The following is a 15,533-nucleotide window of genomic DNA, read 5'->3' as shown; positions in this document are numbered from 1 at the left end:
AACCAGCGTGGGATGGGTCAGGTGCCGATGAGGCGGCTGTCGAATCCGTCGCGCAGAAGGCGCTCGTAAGCGTCATACACATCCCCCGGTACGTCCTGCTCGACGGCGAAGCCGAGCTTCGGGTACTCGATCACCCGTTGCAGGTCACCGACGAGCATGTCGACGACGAGCTTCTCGTCGCCGATGGACTTGATGTAGTCGTCCAACTCCAACGGCTCGGAAGCGCACACGACCTCAGCCTCGGGCCACAGCTTGCGGCAGGTCGCATACGAGCGGCGTTCCATGTACGGCTTGGAGATGAGCAGCAGCGACTCGACCGCGATGCCGGCCTCGGCCAGCAGCTCGCGGGAGAAGGTGATGTTCTGGCCGGTGTTGGCCGCCTTGGGCTCGACCAGGATCGCCTCGTCCGGCACACCCAGGCTCAGGGCGTGCTCGCGGTAGTGGACAGCCTCACCGCGCGGGAAGCGGGCCCGGGTGGTGGGGCTGTTGCCCCCGCTGAACACCACGACCGGGAAGAAGCCGGCGCGGTAGAGGTCTGCGGCCGTGGTGGCCACCCCGAGGTCGTGGCTGCCCAGGCCGATCGCCGCCGAGCAGGGCCGCTGTTCGTGGCCCATCTGGTGGTAGTTCCAGATCAGCGTCGCATCGTGGAACTGCTCGTCGGTGATCTGACGCTGCTCGTGCTCCGGCACTGGCACTCCCTGGCTCATCCCTGCTGGCCCTTTCGGATGCCCTCAATACTGCGCAGCTGGTGGCTCAGCCCGTACTGGCGGGCCACCTGTGCTGCCTGATCGAGGACGGACAGCCCATCATTCCGGGTCGCCGCATCCGACAGAAGGATGTGCCCGTATGCGGTGTCCAACCGCACCCGCTGCATCGGGGAGTCGACCGTGCCGGTGGAGCGCGCGATGTCCATGTAGCGCAGGGCCTGCTTGAGGTCGCCGACGCCTCGGTGGGCCAGGGCCAGCTTCGGGTGGGCAACAGACCAGTCCTCCGGCTCACCCAGGTCCTCAAAGGAGCGAGTGGCCTCCACCATGACGCCGGTGGCGTACTCGTTGTTGCCCTCCTTGCTCAGTGCCGTACCGACCCAGAGCCGGGCCCTGGCACGGTCGCGAGGGCTCAAGCGCTCGTCCGCTGCGAGGAGTTCGTACTGCCGGGCGGAGGCTCCCAGCTGGCCGGACATTTCCTGAACGACGGCGAGGGAGAGCTCGATCTGAGCCACTCGGCGCGGGATATCGAGTTCGGTGAACATGCCGCGGGCGGTCATGTAGGAGTGCCGGGCGGAGATCGGGCCGAGGATCGCGCCCTGGTCACGTTGGAGATCGCCGAGCAGCACGAGGCAACGGCCGTAGAGGTATAGGCCCTTGTCATCCAGGTGATGCGGGTCGTGGCGAGTCAGTCAGCGGTTCAACAGTGAGGTGGCGAAGGGGAAGTTCTGACGGCTGACGCAGACCACAGCACGCTCGATGTCCTCGGTCCAGGTCTCGTAATCCGCCGGCCGCGCGCTCTTCCTCTCGGGGAACATCAGCGCCTCGAACCTGGTCTGAGCAGCGGAGTCCGCGCGGGCCAGTGCCGTGTCGAGGATGGCCTGGGTATCCGGGCGGGGCTGGGTTGCGGTACCGAGGCTCTCCCACTTGGCGACCGTGCGCAGCGCGACACCGAGGTGCTCGGCGAAAGCGCGCGTGCTCATACGCAGCGCGGCGCGCAGGGCGCTTGCCTCGCGGCCTGTCCATTGCTGCACGCTGACCACGGATGACCTCCCTCCGTCACGTATGGAAGCACTGTCGGTGACGACGTGGGGCGGGAAGTGCAACGGAAGTACAACAGCAGGTCATTTCGAGGCCGTTCACGACGGCCGACGCTGTGTGCATGGACGACGACCTCATCACCGAACGCCGCTCCGTCGCCTGCCCCCAGGTCTTCGGCTACCTGCGCCACGTCACCGGCGGCCCGGCCCGCCATGCGGCGCTCGTCGGCTGCCTCACCGAGTACTGCCGACAGCACGAGCTGACCCTGTGCGGCGTGTTCACCGACCGCGAGGCTACGGTGGCCCTCCGCTCTCCCGCCTTCGTCGGCCTCCTGGACGCACTCGAATTGCCCGACACCTATGGCGCCGTGGTCCCTGCCCTCAGCCACCTCGGCCCAAAGCGCGTCGTATCCGAGCGGCAGCGGCAGATAACAGCAATGGACACCCGTCTGATCGTGGTTCGCCCCATCAGGCCGACGACGGAACGTGCGCCTCTGTTCGGAGTGAGCCTCGGCCTCCAGCACCAAGGGGATACGTGATGTCCGTCCGTGAAGCGCTGCACAGCGCACCCTTGGTCAACGACGTGCCTGGACTCCGCCTGCTCCGAGTCGGCGACGGCTGGGACCTCGTACGCACCCCCGCAGCGGTCGGCTTCCTGGCCCTGGCCCACCTTCGGGCCACCGGCACGGCAATCGGCCCGGTGCTGTACGACGGACCCAACGAACGCCTCTACTACGCCATCGAAACCGGCACCGCCGGAAGTTGGGGCGACTTGCCGGTCCGGCATCTCACCACCGAGTCATGGCTCGTCGCGCCCAGCCTGGAGTTGATCGACGATTGGTTCGGTGGCTGGTGCGAACTGCCAGACGCCGAGACCCTCACCGACGCCGACGCCCTACACGCCGCGCTCAAGAATCCGTACGTCACTGCTGCGGCGGCAGAGGCGCCCGTCGTCGGCGTTCGCCCGGGCGCAGCCTCGTTCCGCCACACGTCGGCATCTACTTCGCTCCGACCGAACCACACGGGGACATCTGTGTCGCCCCACCTCATCTCGCCGAGCGAGGTGGGCCAGTGAGTACGCGAGCGGTCGCGTGTCACAAGCAGTGGACCCTCCAGCCCGACCATGAACCGGACGCCGAGCCCACCACCTACGCGATGCAGTGCGCAGTCGACGGCGAGACGTCACCGCCCAGCGAGGGCTTCGCCGCGCCCCAGAACTGGGTGCTGGAGCACTGCGGTCAGCACCCGTCGCACCACACCTACAGGGAGATCATCACCCGCCCGTGGCGAGCCTGGTGGAAACCGTGATGGGCCGAACCGTGGGCTGGCTGGCGCGATACACGGGCCCACTGCTGATCGTGCTGATCTCCGCCTCGTGCGGCTTCGTGGTCGGCGTCGCGGTCTCCACCGCCGCGACCAACCCCTGAGTCCCCGTCCCTGCCGGACGTAGCCGATCGAGAGGTTCCCCCACCCGAGAAGCCCCGGCAGGGACGGGCCGCAAGCCCCCGCCCCGGACAGAACAACCGCCCGCGCCCTTGGACAGGTCGAGCGCCATCCGGGGCGGGTCCGCAAGTCCCCATCAACCCCCGACCCAAGGAGGAGCAATGCAGAACAACACCGCCACCACCCCGAGGACCGGGCCGGTGCAAGCCGGACTGGTCAAGGCACGCCGCCGGATCCAGGCCGCCCGCGAGCGCGGCGTCACCCCGTCCGACGGCGGCAGCACCGGCCGTACCGACGGCAACGACTGATCCGGGAGGAGACGCGTTGTCGCCGCTGAATCTGGCGGCCCACCTGGGCCAGGACGAGTTCCTGGCCCAGGTGCTCCACCGCCAATACCGCCACATCCCCGCAGCCCTCGCCGATCCGGGCCAGCTGATCACGTGGGACGACCTCAACACGATCCTGGCAACCCACCGCCTGGAACCACCCCGCTTCCGCCTGTCTACGGACGGCGAGATGCTGCCGGCCCACCGCTACACCGCCCCGGTCACCACCCGTCGGCACACCGTCTGGCAACGCCTACACCCCGCCGAACTGCACGCCCGCCTCGCCGAGGGCGCCTCCCTCGTGATCGACGCCCTCGACGAACTCCACCCGCCCGTCGGCCGCGCCGCGATGGAGCTGGAGCGCTGCCTCCGCACGGGAGTGCAGGCCAACCTGTATGCCTCATGGACTGCCCGCGAGGGCTTCGGCGTGCACTGGGACGACCACGACGTCGTCGTGATCCAGATCGACGGCGCCAAACGCTGGAAGCTTTACGGCCCCACCCGCACCGCCCCCATGTACAAGGACACTGACGAGCCCGAGCCGCCGCCGAAGGAGCCAGTCGCTGAACTCGTGCTTCGGCCCGGAGACGTGCTGTATCTACCGCGCGGCTGGTGGCACTCGGTGGCCGCCTCCGAAGGTGAACACTCCCTCCACATCACCTTCGGCGTGCAGACCACCACCGGCGCCCAGCTCCTGTCCTGGCTCGCGGACGACCTGCGCCGCCACGATGTCCTGCGCGAAGACCTGCCCGTGCACGCGACCGCCGCAGAGCAAGTGACTTATCTGGAGCGGCTGTGCAAGGAAGTCACCGCCTCCCTGGAAGACCCAGACCTCATCGGCCGGTATACGGCGATGCGCGACGGAACCGACCTCACCCGCCTGCGGCCGAGCCTGCCCCACATCATCAGCGTCCCCGCGGTCCCGAACGTCCGCGTCAGGCTCACGACCACCCGGGCGCTCTTGGAGTCCAGCGAGGAAGGGGTGGTTTTCCGGGCCTGCGACAACGAGTGGGAGATGGCGAAGGAGGCGATGCCACTGCTCCAACGACTGATGTCGGCCGCGCCTACCGCCGTACCCCTCAGCGAGCTGGCCGAGGCAGCCGGAATCTCGATCGTAGATGTGGCGGCCGTCATCTCCGAGCTCATGGTCGGCCAAGCGATCACGGTGGAAGGCAGCGAACGATGACGAAGGCAAGCCTGGCCCTGGGCACCTACCGCATCCACCCCTCCGCGCTGCACGACGCCGTGACCCGCGCAGCCACCGATCCAGCGACAGCATGGATCGACACCGCGCCCAACTACCTCGACGGACAGGCCCAGCCGCTGCTCGCGCCGGCCCTCGCCCGGCACCCGATTCCGATGTCCACGAAGGTCAGATTCCTCACCGCTCGGACCGCTGCAGACGCCGTTAACGCCGGAGCCATCACGGCCGGTGACGCAGAACGCGGACATTGCCTGAGCATCCCGTACGTCCACTGGCAGTGCGCCCGCAACCGAACCGAACTCGGCCGTGACCACCTCGACCTCGTCTTCGCGCACAACCCCGAACGCACCGACGGCGACCCACACGAAGCCCTGCGCGACGCCTTCACCGCCCTCGAAGCAGAAGCGACAGCCGGCGCCCTGACCGCGTATGGCGTCGCCACCTGGGACGGCTTCGAAACCGGTGTCCTGAGCACCCCCGTCCTGCACCAACTGGCGGTTGAAGCCGCTGGCACGAAGCAGCACCACCTGCGAGCCGTCCAACTGCCCGTATCCCTCGTCACCGCCACCGCCTTCGTCCAAGCCCTGGACGGCGAAGGCCCGATCGCTCAGGCCGCCGAGCTCGGATGGCAGGTGTACGCCTCAGCACCCCTGTTCGGCGGCGAGCTGGCCGACCTGGCTACGCGCGAACTCACCGCAATGCTGAACCCCGAACTCACAACCACCCAGGCTTGCCTCCTGGCGGCAGCCTCATGCCCCGGGGTGACGCGGATTCTGCCCTCCGCCTCAACGCAGGCACACTGGGCCGAGGCACAAGAAGCCCTGCGGAAACCCTCCATCCCGGCCCCCACACTGCGAAAGGTGCTGGATGTACTCGCCACCGCCTGACTTCGCGGACCAGGAGCGCATGCGTCGGGCCTTCACGCGGTCAGCGGCGACGCTGGGCGCCACGATCGCCGGCCCCGAGGTCTGGGGCTGGCACGGCCGCACCCTCAGCAGCCACGTCGAGCACCCGGACCGAGGCGCTTGCTGGCTGAGACTGCTCTCCGCACCGCAGGACAAAGCAACGGGCAAGATCTGGGAGGGCAACCGCCAGGCCGCCGTGCTATTCGACGGACACATCCACAAGCCCCTGCTCTACGACACCAAGAAGTCAGGCGACGACGGCTACGCGTACCACGCCGAGTTGCACCAGTACATCGCCGACCCCATCGCCTCTTCCAGCCCCGTCCTACGCACGGACCTGAATCCTCCGACCGAGTGGTGGGAATCCCTACGTACCGACCTGGAGCACGTAAACACCGTCTCCACGGACCGCGTGGCCGTACGCCAGAAGTGGGTGGACCGCGCTGTCCCGCGCTTCCTCGACATGCCCGGCCCCCGGATCACAGACTGGGCGCCAGCCCACGGAGACCTGCACACCGCCAACCTCACGAGCACCACCCCCTACCTTCTCGACTGGGAAGGCTTCGGCATGGCGCCGGCCGGTTACGACGCAGCAATGCTGCTGGCCTACTCGCTGCTCACCCCCGGCTTCGCACAGCGTGTCCGGGGCGCCTTTCCCGTGCTTCAGACGGAGGCCGGACGCGTCGCACAGATCATCGTGGTCACCGAGTTGTTGCAGTCGGCTTCGCGCGGGGACCATCCCGAACTCGTCCCCGCTCTTTGTGCCCTGGCCGGAGAACTGGTTTGAGGAGGCCGCGGCCGTATCTCAGGGGACAGGACGAAAACCGAAGCCAACGCGGACAAAGCTCTTAGGAAAAACTCTCACCAGCCTGATTCCCGAAACGACAGCGAACCCCGAACGTCCAACTCGTGATCACTTGGGAAATCTGACAGCAGGTTGCTTGCACCCACGTTTTCATCACACCTGTGGTGAATACAGTTCCTCGATACGCTTTGCCAGCGTGGCGATGCGAGACATCGCGCTGTCGCGGTCAGCGACGAGCTTGGAAATACGTTCGTCCACCTGCGGGCGGTGGTAGCCCCGGCGCACGAGCTCGAAATCGGAGGGCGATCTGACCCTGCTGGTCTGCCGGGCTCGTGCGTTGACGTCGGCAATGACGCCTGCGGCTCGGCGTCGCGCTTCCAGGGCGGCCTGTCCGTTGTCCCGCTCAGCACCCATTGACGCGGCGCGCAGATTCCTGCTCAGCTCTTCCAGTGTTGCCACGTGGGCCAGTGCGCTGTCGCGGTCGGAGACGAGCTTGGAAATACACTCGTCCACCTGCCCGCGATCGTAGCCCCGGCGCACAAGCTCGAAGCCGTAAGGCGAGATATCCGTGTCGTGGCTGACGACGCTGCTACGAGCTGTGCGCTCACGCTCCACTTTGATGCGGATCTGGAGAGCCTCTGCATCGGCGGCCGCGACGATATCTGCGGCCTGCAGACGGGCGTTCTCCATGATCCGCTGAGCCTGGCGCTCGGCATCAGTGTGCGTCTCCTCGATCCCCAGGCGGAGTCGCTCAGCGCGGTACTCGGTCTCGGCCAACTGCTGCTCAGCCTTGGCCTGCCGGGCTGCGAGGTCGCGATCGGTCTGTTCAGCCTGCTTGCGGCGTTTGGCGAGGTGAGCCTCGAACTCGGAGGCCGCTTCCGCGGCTTTGGTACGGGTCTCGTCGAAGTAAGCATCGGCTTCCGCAAAGAGGGCGTCGGCCTCCTCCAACTTGGACGCACTGTCCTTCTGGGTACGCAGCCAGACCTGCCAAGACTTCTTCAGGACCCGTGCGGCCAGGGAGTCGGTATGCCCCAGCTGGACGACGTCTAGCAGATTGCCGCCCGGCAGCCGGGTGGCGTGATCGATTAACACTGTGCTCAGGGCGTCGTGAACGACGGCTGCGTCCGACGGGCGGTCATCCGGTCGTTTGGCGAGCAGGCTCATGATGAGGTCGTTTAGCGGCCCGGGAAGGCCCTCGACAAGAGCACCCGGCTCGGTTGGCGTTTCGTCCAGATGCATGCGGAGCACGGCCATCGGGTGGTGGCCGTCAAACGGTGGGCGACCCGTCACTGTGTCGTACAGGAGGCAGCCCAAGGAGTAGAGATCGCTGCGGTGATCGATGTCCCGAACACCCTCGGCCTGTTCCGGAGACATGTAAGGCGGGGAGCCCAGCACGGCACCCGTAGCGGTGAGGGCATGGACGCTTACGGTGTCGCCTATGAACTTTGCGACACCGAAGTCAAGAACCTTGGCCGTCCCCTCGGGCGTGAGAAGGACGTTGGCCGGTTTGATGTCCCGATGGACGATGTCCTGAAGATGCGCGGCGTGTAGCGCTCGGGCAATCTGTGTAGCCCACCCGACGGCCATCGGCCAGGGTGGCGTCGACTGCTTCAGCCGCTGGCGAAGGGAGATACCAGGAACAAGTTCCATCACAAGGTAGAGCGTCTGATGCCCCCTAACCGGAACCTCACCAAAGTCATGAACGGTGACGATGTTCTGGTGGGAAAGGCACCCCGCCAGCTGTACTTCGCGCTGGAATCTGGCTTGCGTTTCCGCCTCCCCAATGCGGGGCAACGCATGTACGAGTTTGACCGCCACCTCACGCCGCATGCGCTCGTCCTGCGCGGACCAGACCTCACCCATGCCACCCACGCCAAGGCGGTCCTTGATCCGATAGCGCTCAGCGAGCAGTACGCCCTGCATCCCTGCCCTCCCCCGTTGGCGGATTGTCATCGTGGCGCAACGGTCGTGCCTCGAACTCCTTCACTCGTATCACGCCTCCATCACGGTTCAGGTTCCACCCGAGTCACCCGAGCTCCCATAGGACCCACCCGCCAGGCGGCGAAGTCGCCGCGCCTCTTCCTCCATGCGATGCGCGACGCCGCCGGCGCCCGCAATGTCGTCCAGTCCGCTTGCGTGGAGTTGCGCGGCAAGAGCAGTGAAGTAGTGAGCGGTAGCGAGGAGATGGTCCTCCACATCCGTGGCACCGATACTCGCCGAGAGGCTGTTCGCGTCGTCCAGCACGCGGGTGATCTGCTCAGTGATCTCGTCCCGGGCGTCCTGCGCCAGCCCCAGCGCCCGGCCAACCTGGGCAAGGATTGAGTGGCAGGACCGGCCGGCCTCGCGCAGCAGCCGGTCGTCGCGGTTGAAGGAACTCGCCGCCAGTGCATCCGCGTGGATGTACCCCGAGGCGATGCGGGCCTGCGCCAGCTGCGACTCATAGCGGCGCAGGTCGATCGCGCTGGTGGCACCGAGCGCCTCGCGGAAGCAGGGGTGGACCTGGAACTCCGTCTCGTGCGGCTGCACCGGCAGCTCATCGCCGCCTGCGAACACGACGTCGTTGCCACGCCGCACTCCGAGGAAGCCCACCCCGTACAAAATATCGACAACCCCGGACAGAGTCAGCACGTCGGCGTACGCAGGGAACAGCCGGTGGAGCGTCTCGACGGCCGCCTCGAAGCGGCTGCCGAGCACAGGACGGGTGACCACGTATCCGCTGTTCTGAAAGAGGGGGAAAAGGTGTTTGAGGAAGGGGTGCGCGACCAGGTACTCCAACGTGAGGTCCTTCAGCTTCCACGCGGAGAACTGCCGACTGGCTTGGAGGACGTCCGCCTGCGTGATCCGGTCCCTGCCATGGATCAGCCAGGCGGTCTCTTGGCAGAGGTTGAGGAACTGGATGGCATCCCGGGGCCGAGGCAGACAGCGACTGAACAGGTACGTCGCCGTCTCCTCATCCCGGATGGTCGGCGGGAAGATCTCCCGCCACAGCTCCTCGATACTCAAGTCCTCTTTGGCGGAGGCCCGCGCGCGGGCCAGAGCGAGGTCTCGCAGGGCCTGTTCCGTCCAGGCGATGCGTAGTTCGTCGCCGTGGAACTTATCGCCCTCGCCAAAGGACAGCGAGTCGTAGATGTCGGAACGCAGGAATAGCAAGAACCGCACGAACCGCCCGTAGAGGCTTGCCGCGTGCTTCGCCGCCAGTAGCAGGCCGATCACCATGGAATTGCTGTCAGGCTCCGCGGACCACACCTGCTCCAGCTGATCGACCATCAGCAGCAACGGGCCGTGCGCGCCGTCGCACTCGAGATCGGCGACGGCCTTGGCCACGCCCTGCTCCACGACCCCCAGCTGGCGGGCGGCCCGTGCGCCCTCCGACGGCGACTGCGCGAGATCCACGCCGGCCTTGATGCCGAACGCCTCTAGGGCGAGAGAGGTCTGCAGTCCCTTCGCCCCCTGTGCCAGCCGGTCTCCAAGCCGTTCGCCCGGCAGTTCGTCATTCTGCTTAAGGAAGCGAACAAGCGCCTTGACTGAGTCAGGTTTCCTGCCGTGCGTGTCCTTGGCGTGGGCCACAACGTGGCGGGCCGCATGTACGGCAAAAACGTACCGCCAGATCAGCGCCTTCGCCGAGTCTCCGGGCAGCCCCTGCAGCTCAAACCGCCGGATCTCCTCCCCCGCCGTCTCGTCCGGGGTGACCAGGATCTTGCCGGTGGTGTGCGCGCTGTCCGCCATCAACTGCATGCAGATGGCACTCTTGCCGGCGCCCTTACGGCCGATGATCAGCATCTTGCGTCCGCTCACCGCCGCGCGGTACGCGGCGTTGGGCAGAAAGCCACCGCGTAACAGCAACCCTTCCGTTACGTCTCGTTCGGCGTCCTCGCGCCCGAAGTGCAGGTCCGCGAGCACCGAGCCGCCGGCCATCCGTCCCCCTGTTGTCATCCCATCGACCTTGCATGGGCTTGCAGTTCACACCGTATCCGTACCGGCCGAGATGGGGGTCAGGAACTCAGTGCACCGGAATGCGCCATGGGCCGTGGAGAACCACCAAGCAGAGGCGGTAACACCGCCTCTCGTGCGACCGCGCCCAGTTGCTCGGGGAGGGATACGTCCACTGGGTCAGGATGACACCCCGCGTTGCCCGGAGCCCGTCCTCTTCCTCAGGCTGTAGACGCCCGTGCTCAGCGACATACTGATCTGAGACTGGTGCGCTGGCTGCAGGCCCTCCGGGTACAGCCGTCCGCGAGGGCACACGTCGCCGCGGTGCCAAGAGCCCGGTCGACGTCGGCGATCCCGTAGAGCTTGGCTAGTGCGACTGCGTCGGCCATCTTCGCCCGGATCCGCCGGACGCCCGTCGCCGCGGCCTCGACCAGCCAGGCCGCCGCTCCAGGCCCGATCGCCAGGAACTGGGCCTCGGCCGGATTCGTCGCCCGAGGTGTGCGCTCGCCGCGCGGGGCGTCGGGGTAGTGCTCGTCGGCGATCCGGGGACTGCCCGGGGTCGAGCGCGGGTGCCGGGCGACCTCGACCGCGCTGCCCGTGACCATCGCGGTCACGATCAGCTCGTCGCCGTGGAAGCGGACCCAGACACGCCGTCGACGTACTTGTGCGGAACCGAGTAGCGGACCGACTCGACCGAGATCGTGGAGTCCTTGCCGACCCTGCGGGTCTCGCCGAACGCGGCGGTGAACGGCTGCTTGGGCACCGGGTGAAGCCGCAGCCGTTCCTCGGCCAGCAGCTCGGCCGGGATCCGGCGGGTCTCGCGGTGGACCCGACTGCTCACCTCGGTCATGAAGTTCTGGCAGGCCTCCTGGAGTTCGGTGAAGTCGGAGTACTCGGTTCGCAGGTTCACCGCGGGGGGAACCAGGTCCCGCTTCGCGATCCGAACCGTCGCCTCCGTCCCGCCCTTCGAGGCCGGGTCGGCCGGCATGCAGGACCGCACGGCCGTCCCGTAGTAGCGGGCGATCGGCACCAGATCAGGGTTGCGGACCGCGATCCGGGCCACGTGCTCGACGGTGACGGTCTTCTCGTTGTCGGTCAGGCAGTAGGTCGGCACCCCGTCAAGCGTCCGGAACGTCGCGTCCAGGCAGGCCGCCACCGTCGGCAGGGACTTGCCGAGCACGGGGACGACCACCCGGAACCTCGACCAGGCCAGCCATGCGCACCACAGGCTGGTGCGTCTTCCGTCGATGCGCGGGCCTTCGCCCCAGTCCCACTGCAGCCACATCGCCGGCTCGGGTATCCACGGGCGGAAACTGTGCGGTTCCCGGCCCGGTAGGACTCCTTCACCGCCGCGACAGCCCGGCGGGTCGTACGGTCGGTACCGACGAAGCCCATCGCGACGATCTTCTTGTGAACAGCGTCGGCACCGACCCTGCCGCGGGACCGCTCGACCAGTTCCTCGACCTTCGGCAGGAAGTCGTCGATCAGCCTCGACCGCACGGCCCGCTCTGTCGGGTCGACCCCCTGCCCACGCAGTTGCACGTAACGCCGCACCGTGTGGTGGTCGCAGCCGGACAGCTCGGTTACCGGAGGCAGCGCCCACTCTGTGTCATGGGCTTGGAGGGTCTGTGGGGAGATCAGCTGTCCATCACCGGGGAGGTTTCGTGTCCGCCAGCGGGGAGGCCAACTGACTGCCAGCGGGGAGTCTGCCGTGTCCACTGACACCGGTGCCGGACGATGAACGGTTCGAGGCGCTGAAGGCCGGCCGTGAGGCCGCGCTCGCGGACCAGGCGCAGCTGGCGAACGCCGATCCGGAGGAGGCAGCCCGGATCGCCGCCGTCTATGCGGCCCGGCTGAGCGAGCTCAAGGATTCGTAGCCGAAGGCCTGCCGCCGAACGGGCAGGGGCCCCGCTGCCCGGCGGCTCCAAGCTCGGCATCAACCCGGGCACGGCGAAGTGGGAGGGCACCCAGGAGGTGCTGTGGGGCGAGGGCGTGCGGGAGCAGTTCAAGGCCCCGGAGCTCAACCTCGCCCGGTACATCAAGGACGGCACCGTCACCGACGCCGACTACGGAAAGTAGGAGTAGGCGATGAGCCTGTTCGGAGACGGCCTGGACGCCGCGGTGCAGAAGGCGTTCACCCGCCCGGCGCCCAAGAGCGCGGGCGCGCAGATGCGGTACCTGGTCAGACAGCTCAAGGGCACCAGGGCGGTCGCCCAGATGCTGCGGGTCTCCCAGCGCACCGTGGAACGGTACGTGAAGGACCAGATCAAGAAGCCGCGCCCGGACCTCGCCGACCGACTGGCGCGGGAGGTGAAGGCGCGGTGGCAGCCGCAGATCCGGGCGAAGGCGCGGGAGAAGGCGGCGACCACCGACGGGGTCGTCATCGACACCCAGGCCCGGCTCGGCTACACCGCCCCAATCGGCAGTACCGACCAGGACCGGGTCCGGCACCTGACCGTGGCGCTGCCGCCGCAGTACGCGGCACGCCCGTTCGAGGCCCAGGAGGCCGGCGCCACCGAACAGCAGCTCCAGGAGATCGCCGCCGAAGCGCTCAAGGAGGTGTACTTCCAGGACGGCGGCCGTCGCGCCGGCCAACTGGAGGAGGTGCGCTCCACCCACATCTCGCACCTGGAGTTCGATTTGTAGGAGCGTTTCTCCGAACAGGCTGCGGGCCCGGACCAGTTGGTCCGGGCCCGCTCCCATGTCCGCACGCGTGAACGGCTTCTCGCATGCCTGTCCGACTCTGTGTCAAGTGACGTGAAGCCGATCCGATTTGGGGTGATTCACTCGATCGTTACGCAAAGCGGTCGTCATCCCGGGTGGGGCCTCATGTGGCGTTAATCACCACTCGGCCACCAACTGTCATTTGCATGCCACGCAGGGTGATCGGAAATGGCTGGTCACCCCGCGTTTCACACTGCAACGATCCTCACCTTGCGCACCCTTTCGGTTTCGCAGCGTGAGAATTTGTGGGGACGGTCATGCGTCTTCGGCCCGTACTGACGGTTGGGTGGGGGGTGCGCCGGCGCGCTCCGCGTCGCGTACTCGACCCCCTCAACGAAGAGGACTGATGACCGAACAAGTCGGTGAGGAGGACGGCCTCAGCCCCGTGGCCGAAGCCCCTCTCCCGCTCCCGCTGGACTTCGAGGCGCACTACATCATCAACCAGGAGGCGTACCACGAGTACGCCCTGGCAGTCCTCGGCATGAACGACGCGGCCGAACGCGCGGTCCACCGGGCTTTCCTCGAGATCCTCCGGCACTGGGACGCCCTCCTCACGGAGAGCGACCTGCAGCAGCAGACCTGGGCCATCATGCGGCGCACGGTCATAGCCGAGAGCCTGCTGAACTTCCGCGAGCAGCTTACGGCACTCGACAGCGGACGGGGCCTCTACAAGGCCCTCGGCAGCCTGACCTCACGCCAGTTCGACGTGATGGTTCTGCGCTACATCGCCAAGTACGACACCAAGCGGATCAGCTGGTACATGGGCGTCACGCCCAGCACGGTCGACTACCACTGCCGCAAGGCCAGGGAAAGGCTCGCCCCGGTCTACCGGCGGGCGCCCCAGCAAAAGCAGGAGGACACGAAGTGATCACCTGGGAAGAACGGCTGGCCGACGCCTCGGTATGTGAGACTCGGCGTCCCTTCGATGCGGGCGCAGGGCTGCGGAGCCTGTCTAGGGACGCCCACCGCGTCCGGCCCCCGCGCAAGGAGCCCCCCGCCGACACCCGCGCCCGTCACCAGCTAGAGGCGCTCACCACCTGGGGCGTAACCCAGTCCGGCGCGGCCTCGCACGTCAAGGACCTCATCGAGATCATCGGCGGTGCGCGCGCCGACTTCGACGGGTGGACCGACGGCATCGACATCGACGGCGTTCACGTCTTCGCCTGCTCCCTCTACCTCGCCCACCACCCCGAGAGCGCCCGGTTCTGGTGGCAACTGGCCGCCGGCGCCGGCCACGTCGGTGCCGCCTACTGCCTGTACCTCCACAACCTCAGCTGCGGCGAAGTCCGCGAGGCGGTCTTCTGGAGGAAGCAGACGACCAAGCTGCTCGATGACTCCTACGAGCCGGAGCTGCTTCTCGAAGTGCTGGAGTTCTTTGCCCGATACAGCACTCGCACCCGCCCCACGGTGCCCACCGGGAGCCTGGAAGCAGAGATCGAGCGCCTTGCCGACCGGCACGACGACGGCGGTCTCGTGTGTCGTCCGGACCGTCAGCTCGCCGCCCGCCTCGACGGACTTGTGAGCCGGCACTGACAGCAAAGCCCGGCGGGCCGATGGTTCCTAGGCCGCCAGTCCCCGCCGGGCCTCACACACAATGCCCACCAACGAAAGGCAAGCATCTCAATGAAGCGTAACGGCCACCCTGGCACGTCGGGCGACAACAGCCGATTCAAGCGTCTTATCCGCTGGATCACCCGCCGCCGCCAGATGATGATGACCAATATCCTGCGCGGCGCCTGCTACGGCTTGGGCGCAAGCGCGACCGGTGCCGTAGTCACCTACTGGATTGAACGGCACCTCTAGTCTAGAGGCGGTGGAAAACATCGCAGTGAGCGGGGCCTGCGGCGCCTTTGCCGAAGCGCGGGCTGGATCAAAGGCGCCGTAGGCGGTGACAGGAGTCAGGTCGCCTGGGCGGCCTGACCGCGGCGGACGCGGCCGAGCAGGTCGCGGTGGTAGGCGGCGAGGCTGCCGTCGGGACGGGTGCGGGGCTGCCGGTCAGCGTGTACCACTCCTCAGCACCGGTGTACTGCACGGTCACGCGGGCGCTGCGCGCGTCGTCATCGAGGGTGGTCCGTACGGTGAGGTCGCCGGTGATGACGCCGACGTCGTCGGTCATCACCCCGCCGGGTCCGGCTGTGACCTCGTCCTGATAGCTGGTGGCATCCGGGTGTTGGGTCATGCGGGGCAGGTGTCCACCATCTCGATCAGCTTGCTCTTCTCCGGCTCGGTGATGTTGAGGTTGTACAGGTACGCCGCGATCCGGCTCGACGACCGGTGGTGGAGGCCAGTGCTCGCACCGTGCGCGCCCTGGCATCGGCGGACAGGTCCTCGCCGCCCGACAGGTCCCGGCTCTGGATCTCCGCCAGGTCCGCCCGGCGCCCGGACACCTGCGGCCGCAGCAGGTCCACGGCCGCGCTCATGTACAACCGGGCTCAAACAGACCAATTCTTGC

15 protein-coding genes and 4 pseudogenes are annotated in these 15,533 nt (G+C 67.4%); 13 read left to right on the top strand and 6 right to left on the bottom strand.

Annotated features, from left to right (window positions below; genetic code table 11):
• Positions 1-17: 17 nt before the first annotated feature.
• Positions 18-707 (bottom strand): YdcF family protein, encoded by a 690-nt coding sequence (locus tag ACZ5K7_RS36320; protein ID WP_468920552.1) that lies wholly within the window; start codon positions 705-707, stop codon positions 18-20.
• Positions 704-1,747, bottom strand: a pseudogene (locus tag ACZ5K7_RS36315) (helix-turn-helix domain-containing protein). The gene ACZ5K7_RS36320 and the pseudogene ACZ5K7_RS36315 overlap by 4 nt, the downstream one beginning before the upstream one ends.
• 119 nt (positions 1,748-1,866) lie before the next feature.
• On the opposite strand from ACZ5K7_RS36315, the gene ACZ5K7_RS36310 reads away from it, so the two are divergent.
• From ACZ5K7_RS36310 to ACZ5K7_RS36280, 7 genes are all read left to right on the top strand, one after another.
• Positions 1,867-2,283, top strand: coding sequence for a hypothetical protein (locus ACZ5K7_RS36310; protein ID WP_468920549.1), 417 nt, complete (start codon positions 1,867-1,869; stop codon positions 2,281-2,283).
• Entirely contained in the window at positions 2,283-2,819 is a 537-nt protein-coding gene (locus ACZ5K7_RS36305) for a hypothetical protein (protein WP_468920546.1), read from the top strand. Before ACZ5K7_RS36310 ends, ACZ5K7_RS36305 begins: the two co-directional genes overlap by 1 nt.
• Positions 2,816-3,052 carry a DUF7848 domain-containing protein gene (locus ACZ5K7_RS36300; RefSeq protein WP_468920543.1) on the top strand — a complete coding sequence of 79 codons (237 nt, stop codon included), beginning with the start codon at positions 2,816-2,818 and terminating at the stop codon, positions 3,050-3,052. The genes ACZ5K7_RS36305 and ACZ5K7_RS36300 overlap by 4 nt, the downstream gene beginning before the upstream one ends.
• A 296-nt stretch (positions 3,053-3,348) precedes the next feature.
• Positions 3,349-3,495 carry a hypothetical protein gene (locus ACZ5K7_RS36295; protein ID WP_468920540.1) on the top strand — a complete coding sequence of 49 codons (147 nt, stop codon included), beginning with the start codon at positions 3,349-3,351 and terminating at the stop codon, positions 3,493-3,495.
• A gap of 16 nt (positions 3,496-3,511) precedes the next feature.
• The gene (locus ACZ5K7_RS36290) at positions 3,512-4,699 is read left to right on the top strand and encodes a cupin domain-containing protein (RefSeq protein ID WP_468920537.1); all 1,188 of its coding nucleotides are present in this window, start codon (positions 3,512-3,514) and stop codon (positions 4,697-4,699) included.
• Positions 4,696-5,604, top strand: coding sequence for an aldo/keto reductase (locus ACZ5K7_RS36285; RefSeq protein ID WP_468920534.1), 909 nt, complete (start codon positions 4,696-4,698; stop codon positions 5,602-5,604). The genes ACZ5K7_RS36290 and ACZ5K7_RS36285 overlap by 4 nt, the downstream gene beginning before the upstream one ends.
• Positions 5,585-6,409, top strand: a complete 825-nt coding sequence (locus ACZ5K7_RS36280; protein ID WP_468920531.1) for a phosphotransferase family protein — start codon at positions 5,585-5,587, stop codon at positions 6,407-6,409. The genes ACZ5K7_RS36285 and ACZ5K7_RS36280 overlap by 20 nt, the downstream gene beginning before the upstream one ends.
• A gap of 171 nt (positions 6,410-6,580) precedes the next feature.
• On the opposite strand, the gene ACZ5K7_RS36275 is transcribed toward ACZ5K7_RS36280, so the two are convergent.
• The 3 genes and pseudogenes from ACZ5K7_RS36275 to ACZ5K7_RS36265 all read right to left on the bottom strand — a co-directional run.
• On the bottom strand, positions 6,581-8,350 hold the full coding sequence (locus ACZ5K7_RS36275; protein WP_468920529.1) for a protein kinase domain-containing protein: 1,770 nt from the start codon (positions 8,348-8,350) through the stop codon (positions 6,581-6,583).
• An 87-nt stretch (positions 8,351-8,437) separates the two neighbouring features.
• Positions 8,438-10,342: a P-loop ATPase, Sll1717 family gene (locus tag ACZ5K7_RS36270; RefSeq protein WP_468920526.1), complete on the bottom strand. Its 1,905-nt coding sequence runs from the start codon at positions 10,340-10,342 to the stop codon at positions 8,438-8,440.
• A 332-nt stretch (positions 10,343-10,674) separates the two neighbouring features.
• Positions 10,675-11,998: pseudogene (locus ACZ5K7_RS36265) on the bottom strand (IS21/IS408/IS1162 family transposase); the annotation flags it as partial.
• Between the two features lie 86 nt (positions 11,999-12,084).
• Here ACZ5K7_RS36265 and ACZ5K7_RS36260 point away from each other — a divergent pair.
• From ACZ5K7_RS36260 to ACZ5K7_RS36235, 6 genes and pseudogenes are all read left to right on the top strand, one after another.
• A complete protein-coding gene (locus ACZ5K7_RS36260) occupies positions 12,085-12,234 on the top strand; it encodes a hypothetical protein (protein ID WP_468920523.1) in 150 nt (49 codons plus the stop codon).
• A gap of 19 nt (positions 12,235-12,253) precedes the next feature.
• Positions 12,254-12,436: pseudogene (locus ACZ5K7_RS36255) on the top strand (hypothetical protein); the annotation flags it as partial.
• Positions 12,437-12,445: 9 nt separating this feature from the next.
• Positions 12,446-13,003: a telomere-protecting terminal protein Tpg gene (gene tpg, locus ACZ5K7_RS36250; protein WP_468920520.1), complete on the top strand. Its 558-nt coding sequence runs from the start codon at positions 12,446-12,448 to the stop codon at positions 13,001-13,003.
• 424 nt (positions 13,004-13,427) lie between these two features.
• Entirely contained in the window at positions 13,428-13,949 is a 522-nt protein-coding gene (locus ACZ5K7_RS36245) for a sigma-70 family RNA polymerase sigma factor (RefSeq protein ID WP_468920517.1), read from the top strand.
• Positions 13,946-14,614 carry a hypothetical protein gene (locus tag ACZ5K7_RS36240; protein ID WP_468920514.1) on the top strand — a complete coding sequence of 223 codons (669 nt, stop codon included), beginning with the start codon at positions 13,946-13,948 and terminating at the stop codon, positions 14,612-14,614. The genes ACZ5K7_RS36245 and ACZ5K7_RS36240 overlap by 4 nt, the downstream gene beginning before the upstream one ends.
• 90 nt (positions 14,615-14,704) lie before the next feature.
• Positions 14,705-14,884 (top strand): hypothetical protein, encoded by a 180-nt coding sequence (locus tag ACZ5K7_RS36235; RefSeq protein WP_468920511.1) that lies wholly within the window; start codon positions 14,705-14,707, stop codon positions 14,882-14,884.
• Between the two features lie 95 nt (positions 14,885-14,979).
• Here ACZ5K7_RS36235 and ACZ5K7_RS36230 read toward each other — a convergent pair.
• Positions 14,980-15,260, bottom strand: a pseudogene (locus tag ACZ5K7_RS36230) (hypothetical protein).
• Positions 15,261-15,533: the final 273 nt, after the last annotated feature.

The organism is Streptomyces sp. NPDC031497 (assembly GCF_055580905.1).
Note: the sequence above shows the minus strand (reverse complement) of the source record. Positions and strands in the feature narration are given on the sequence as shown.

Bases quoted from the DNA above. Each gene is read 5' to 3' on its own strand.
- ACZ5K7_RS36245 (WP_468920517.1), top strand. From the start codon at position 13,428: ATGACCGAACAAGTCGGTGAGGAGGACGGCCTCAGCCCCGTGGCCGAA.
- ACZ5K7_RS36235 (WP_468920511.1), top strand. From the start codon at position 14,705: ATGAAGCGTAACGGCCACCCTGGCACGTCGGGCGACAACAGCCGATTC.
- ACZ5K7_RS36310 (WP_468920549.1), top strand. From the start codon at position 1,867: ATGGACGACGACCTCATCACCGAACGCCGCTCCGTCGCCTGCCCCCAG.
- ACZ5K7_RS36285 (WP_468920534.1), top strand. From the start codon at position 4,696: ATGACGAAGGCAAGCCTGGCCCTGGGCACCTACCGCATCCACCCCTCC.
- ACZ5K7_RS36295 (WP_468920540.1), top strand. From the start codon at position 3,349: ATGCAGAACAACACCGCCACCACCCCGAGGACCGGGCCGGTGCAAGCC.
- ACZ5K7_RS36280 (WP_468920531.1), top strand. From the start codon at position 5,585: ATGTACTCGCCACCGCCTGACTTCGCGGACCAGGAGCGCATGCGTCGG.
- ACZ5K7_RS36320 (WP_468920552.1), bottom strand. From the start codon at position 707: ATGAGCCAGGGAGTGCCAGTGCCGGAGCACGAGCAGCGTCAGATCACC.
- ACZ5K7_RS36275 (WP_468920529.1), bottom strand. From the start codon at position 8,350: ATGCAGGGCGTACTGCTCGCTGAGCGCTATCGGATCAAGGACCGCCTT.
- ACZ5K7_RS36305 (WP_468920546.1), top strand. From the start codon at position 2,283: ATGTCCGTCCGTGAAGCGCTGCACAGCGCACCCTTGGTCAACGACGTG.
- tpg (WP_468920520.1), top strand. From the start codon at position 12,446: ATGAGCCTGTTCGGAGACGGCCTGGACGCCGCGGTGCAGAAGGCGTTC.
- ACZ5K7_RS36270 (WP_468920526.1), bottom strand. From the start codon at position 10,342: ATGGCCGGCGGCTCGGTGCTCGCGGACCTGCACTTCGGGCGCGAGGAC.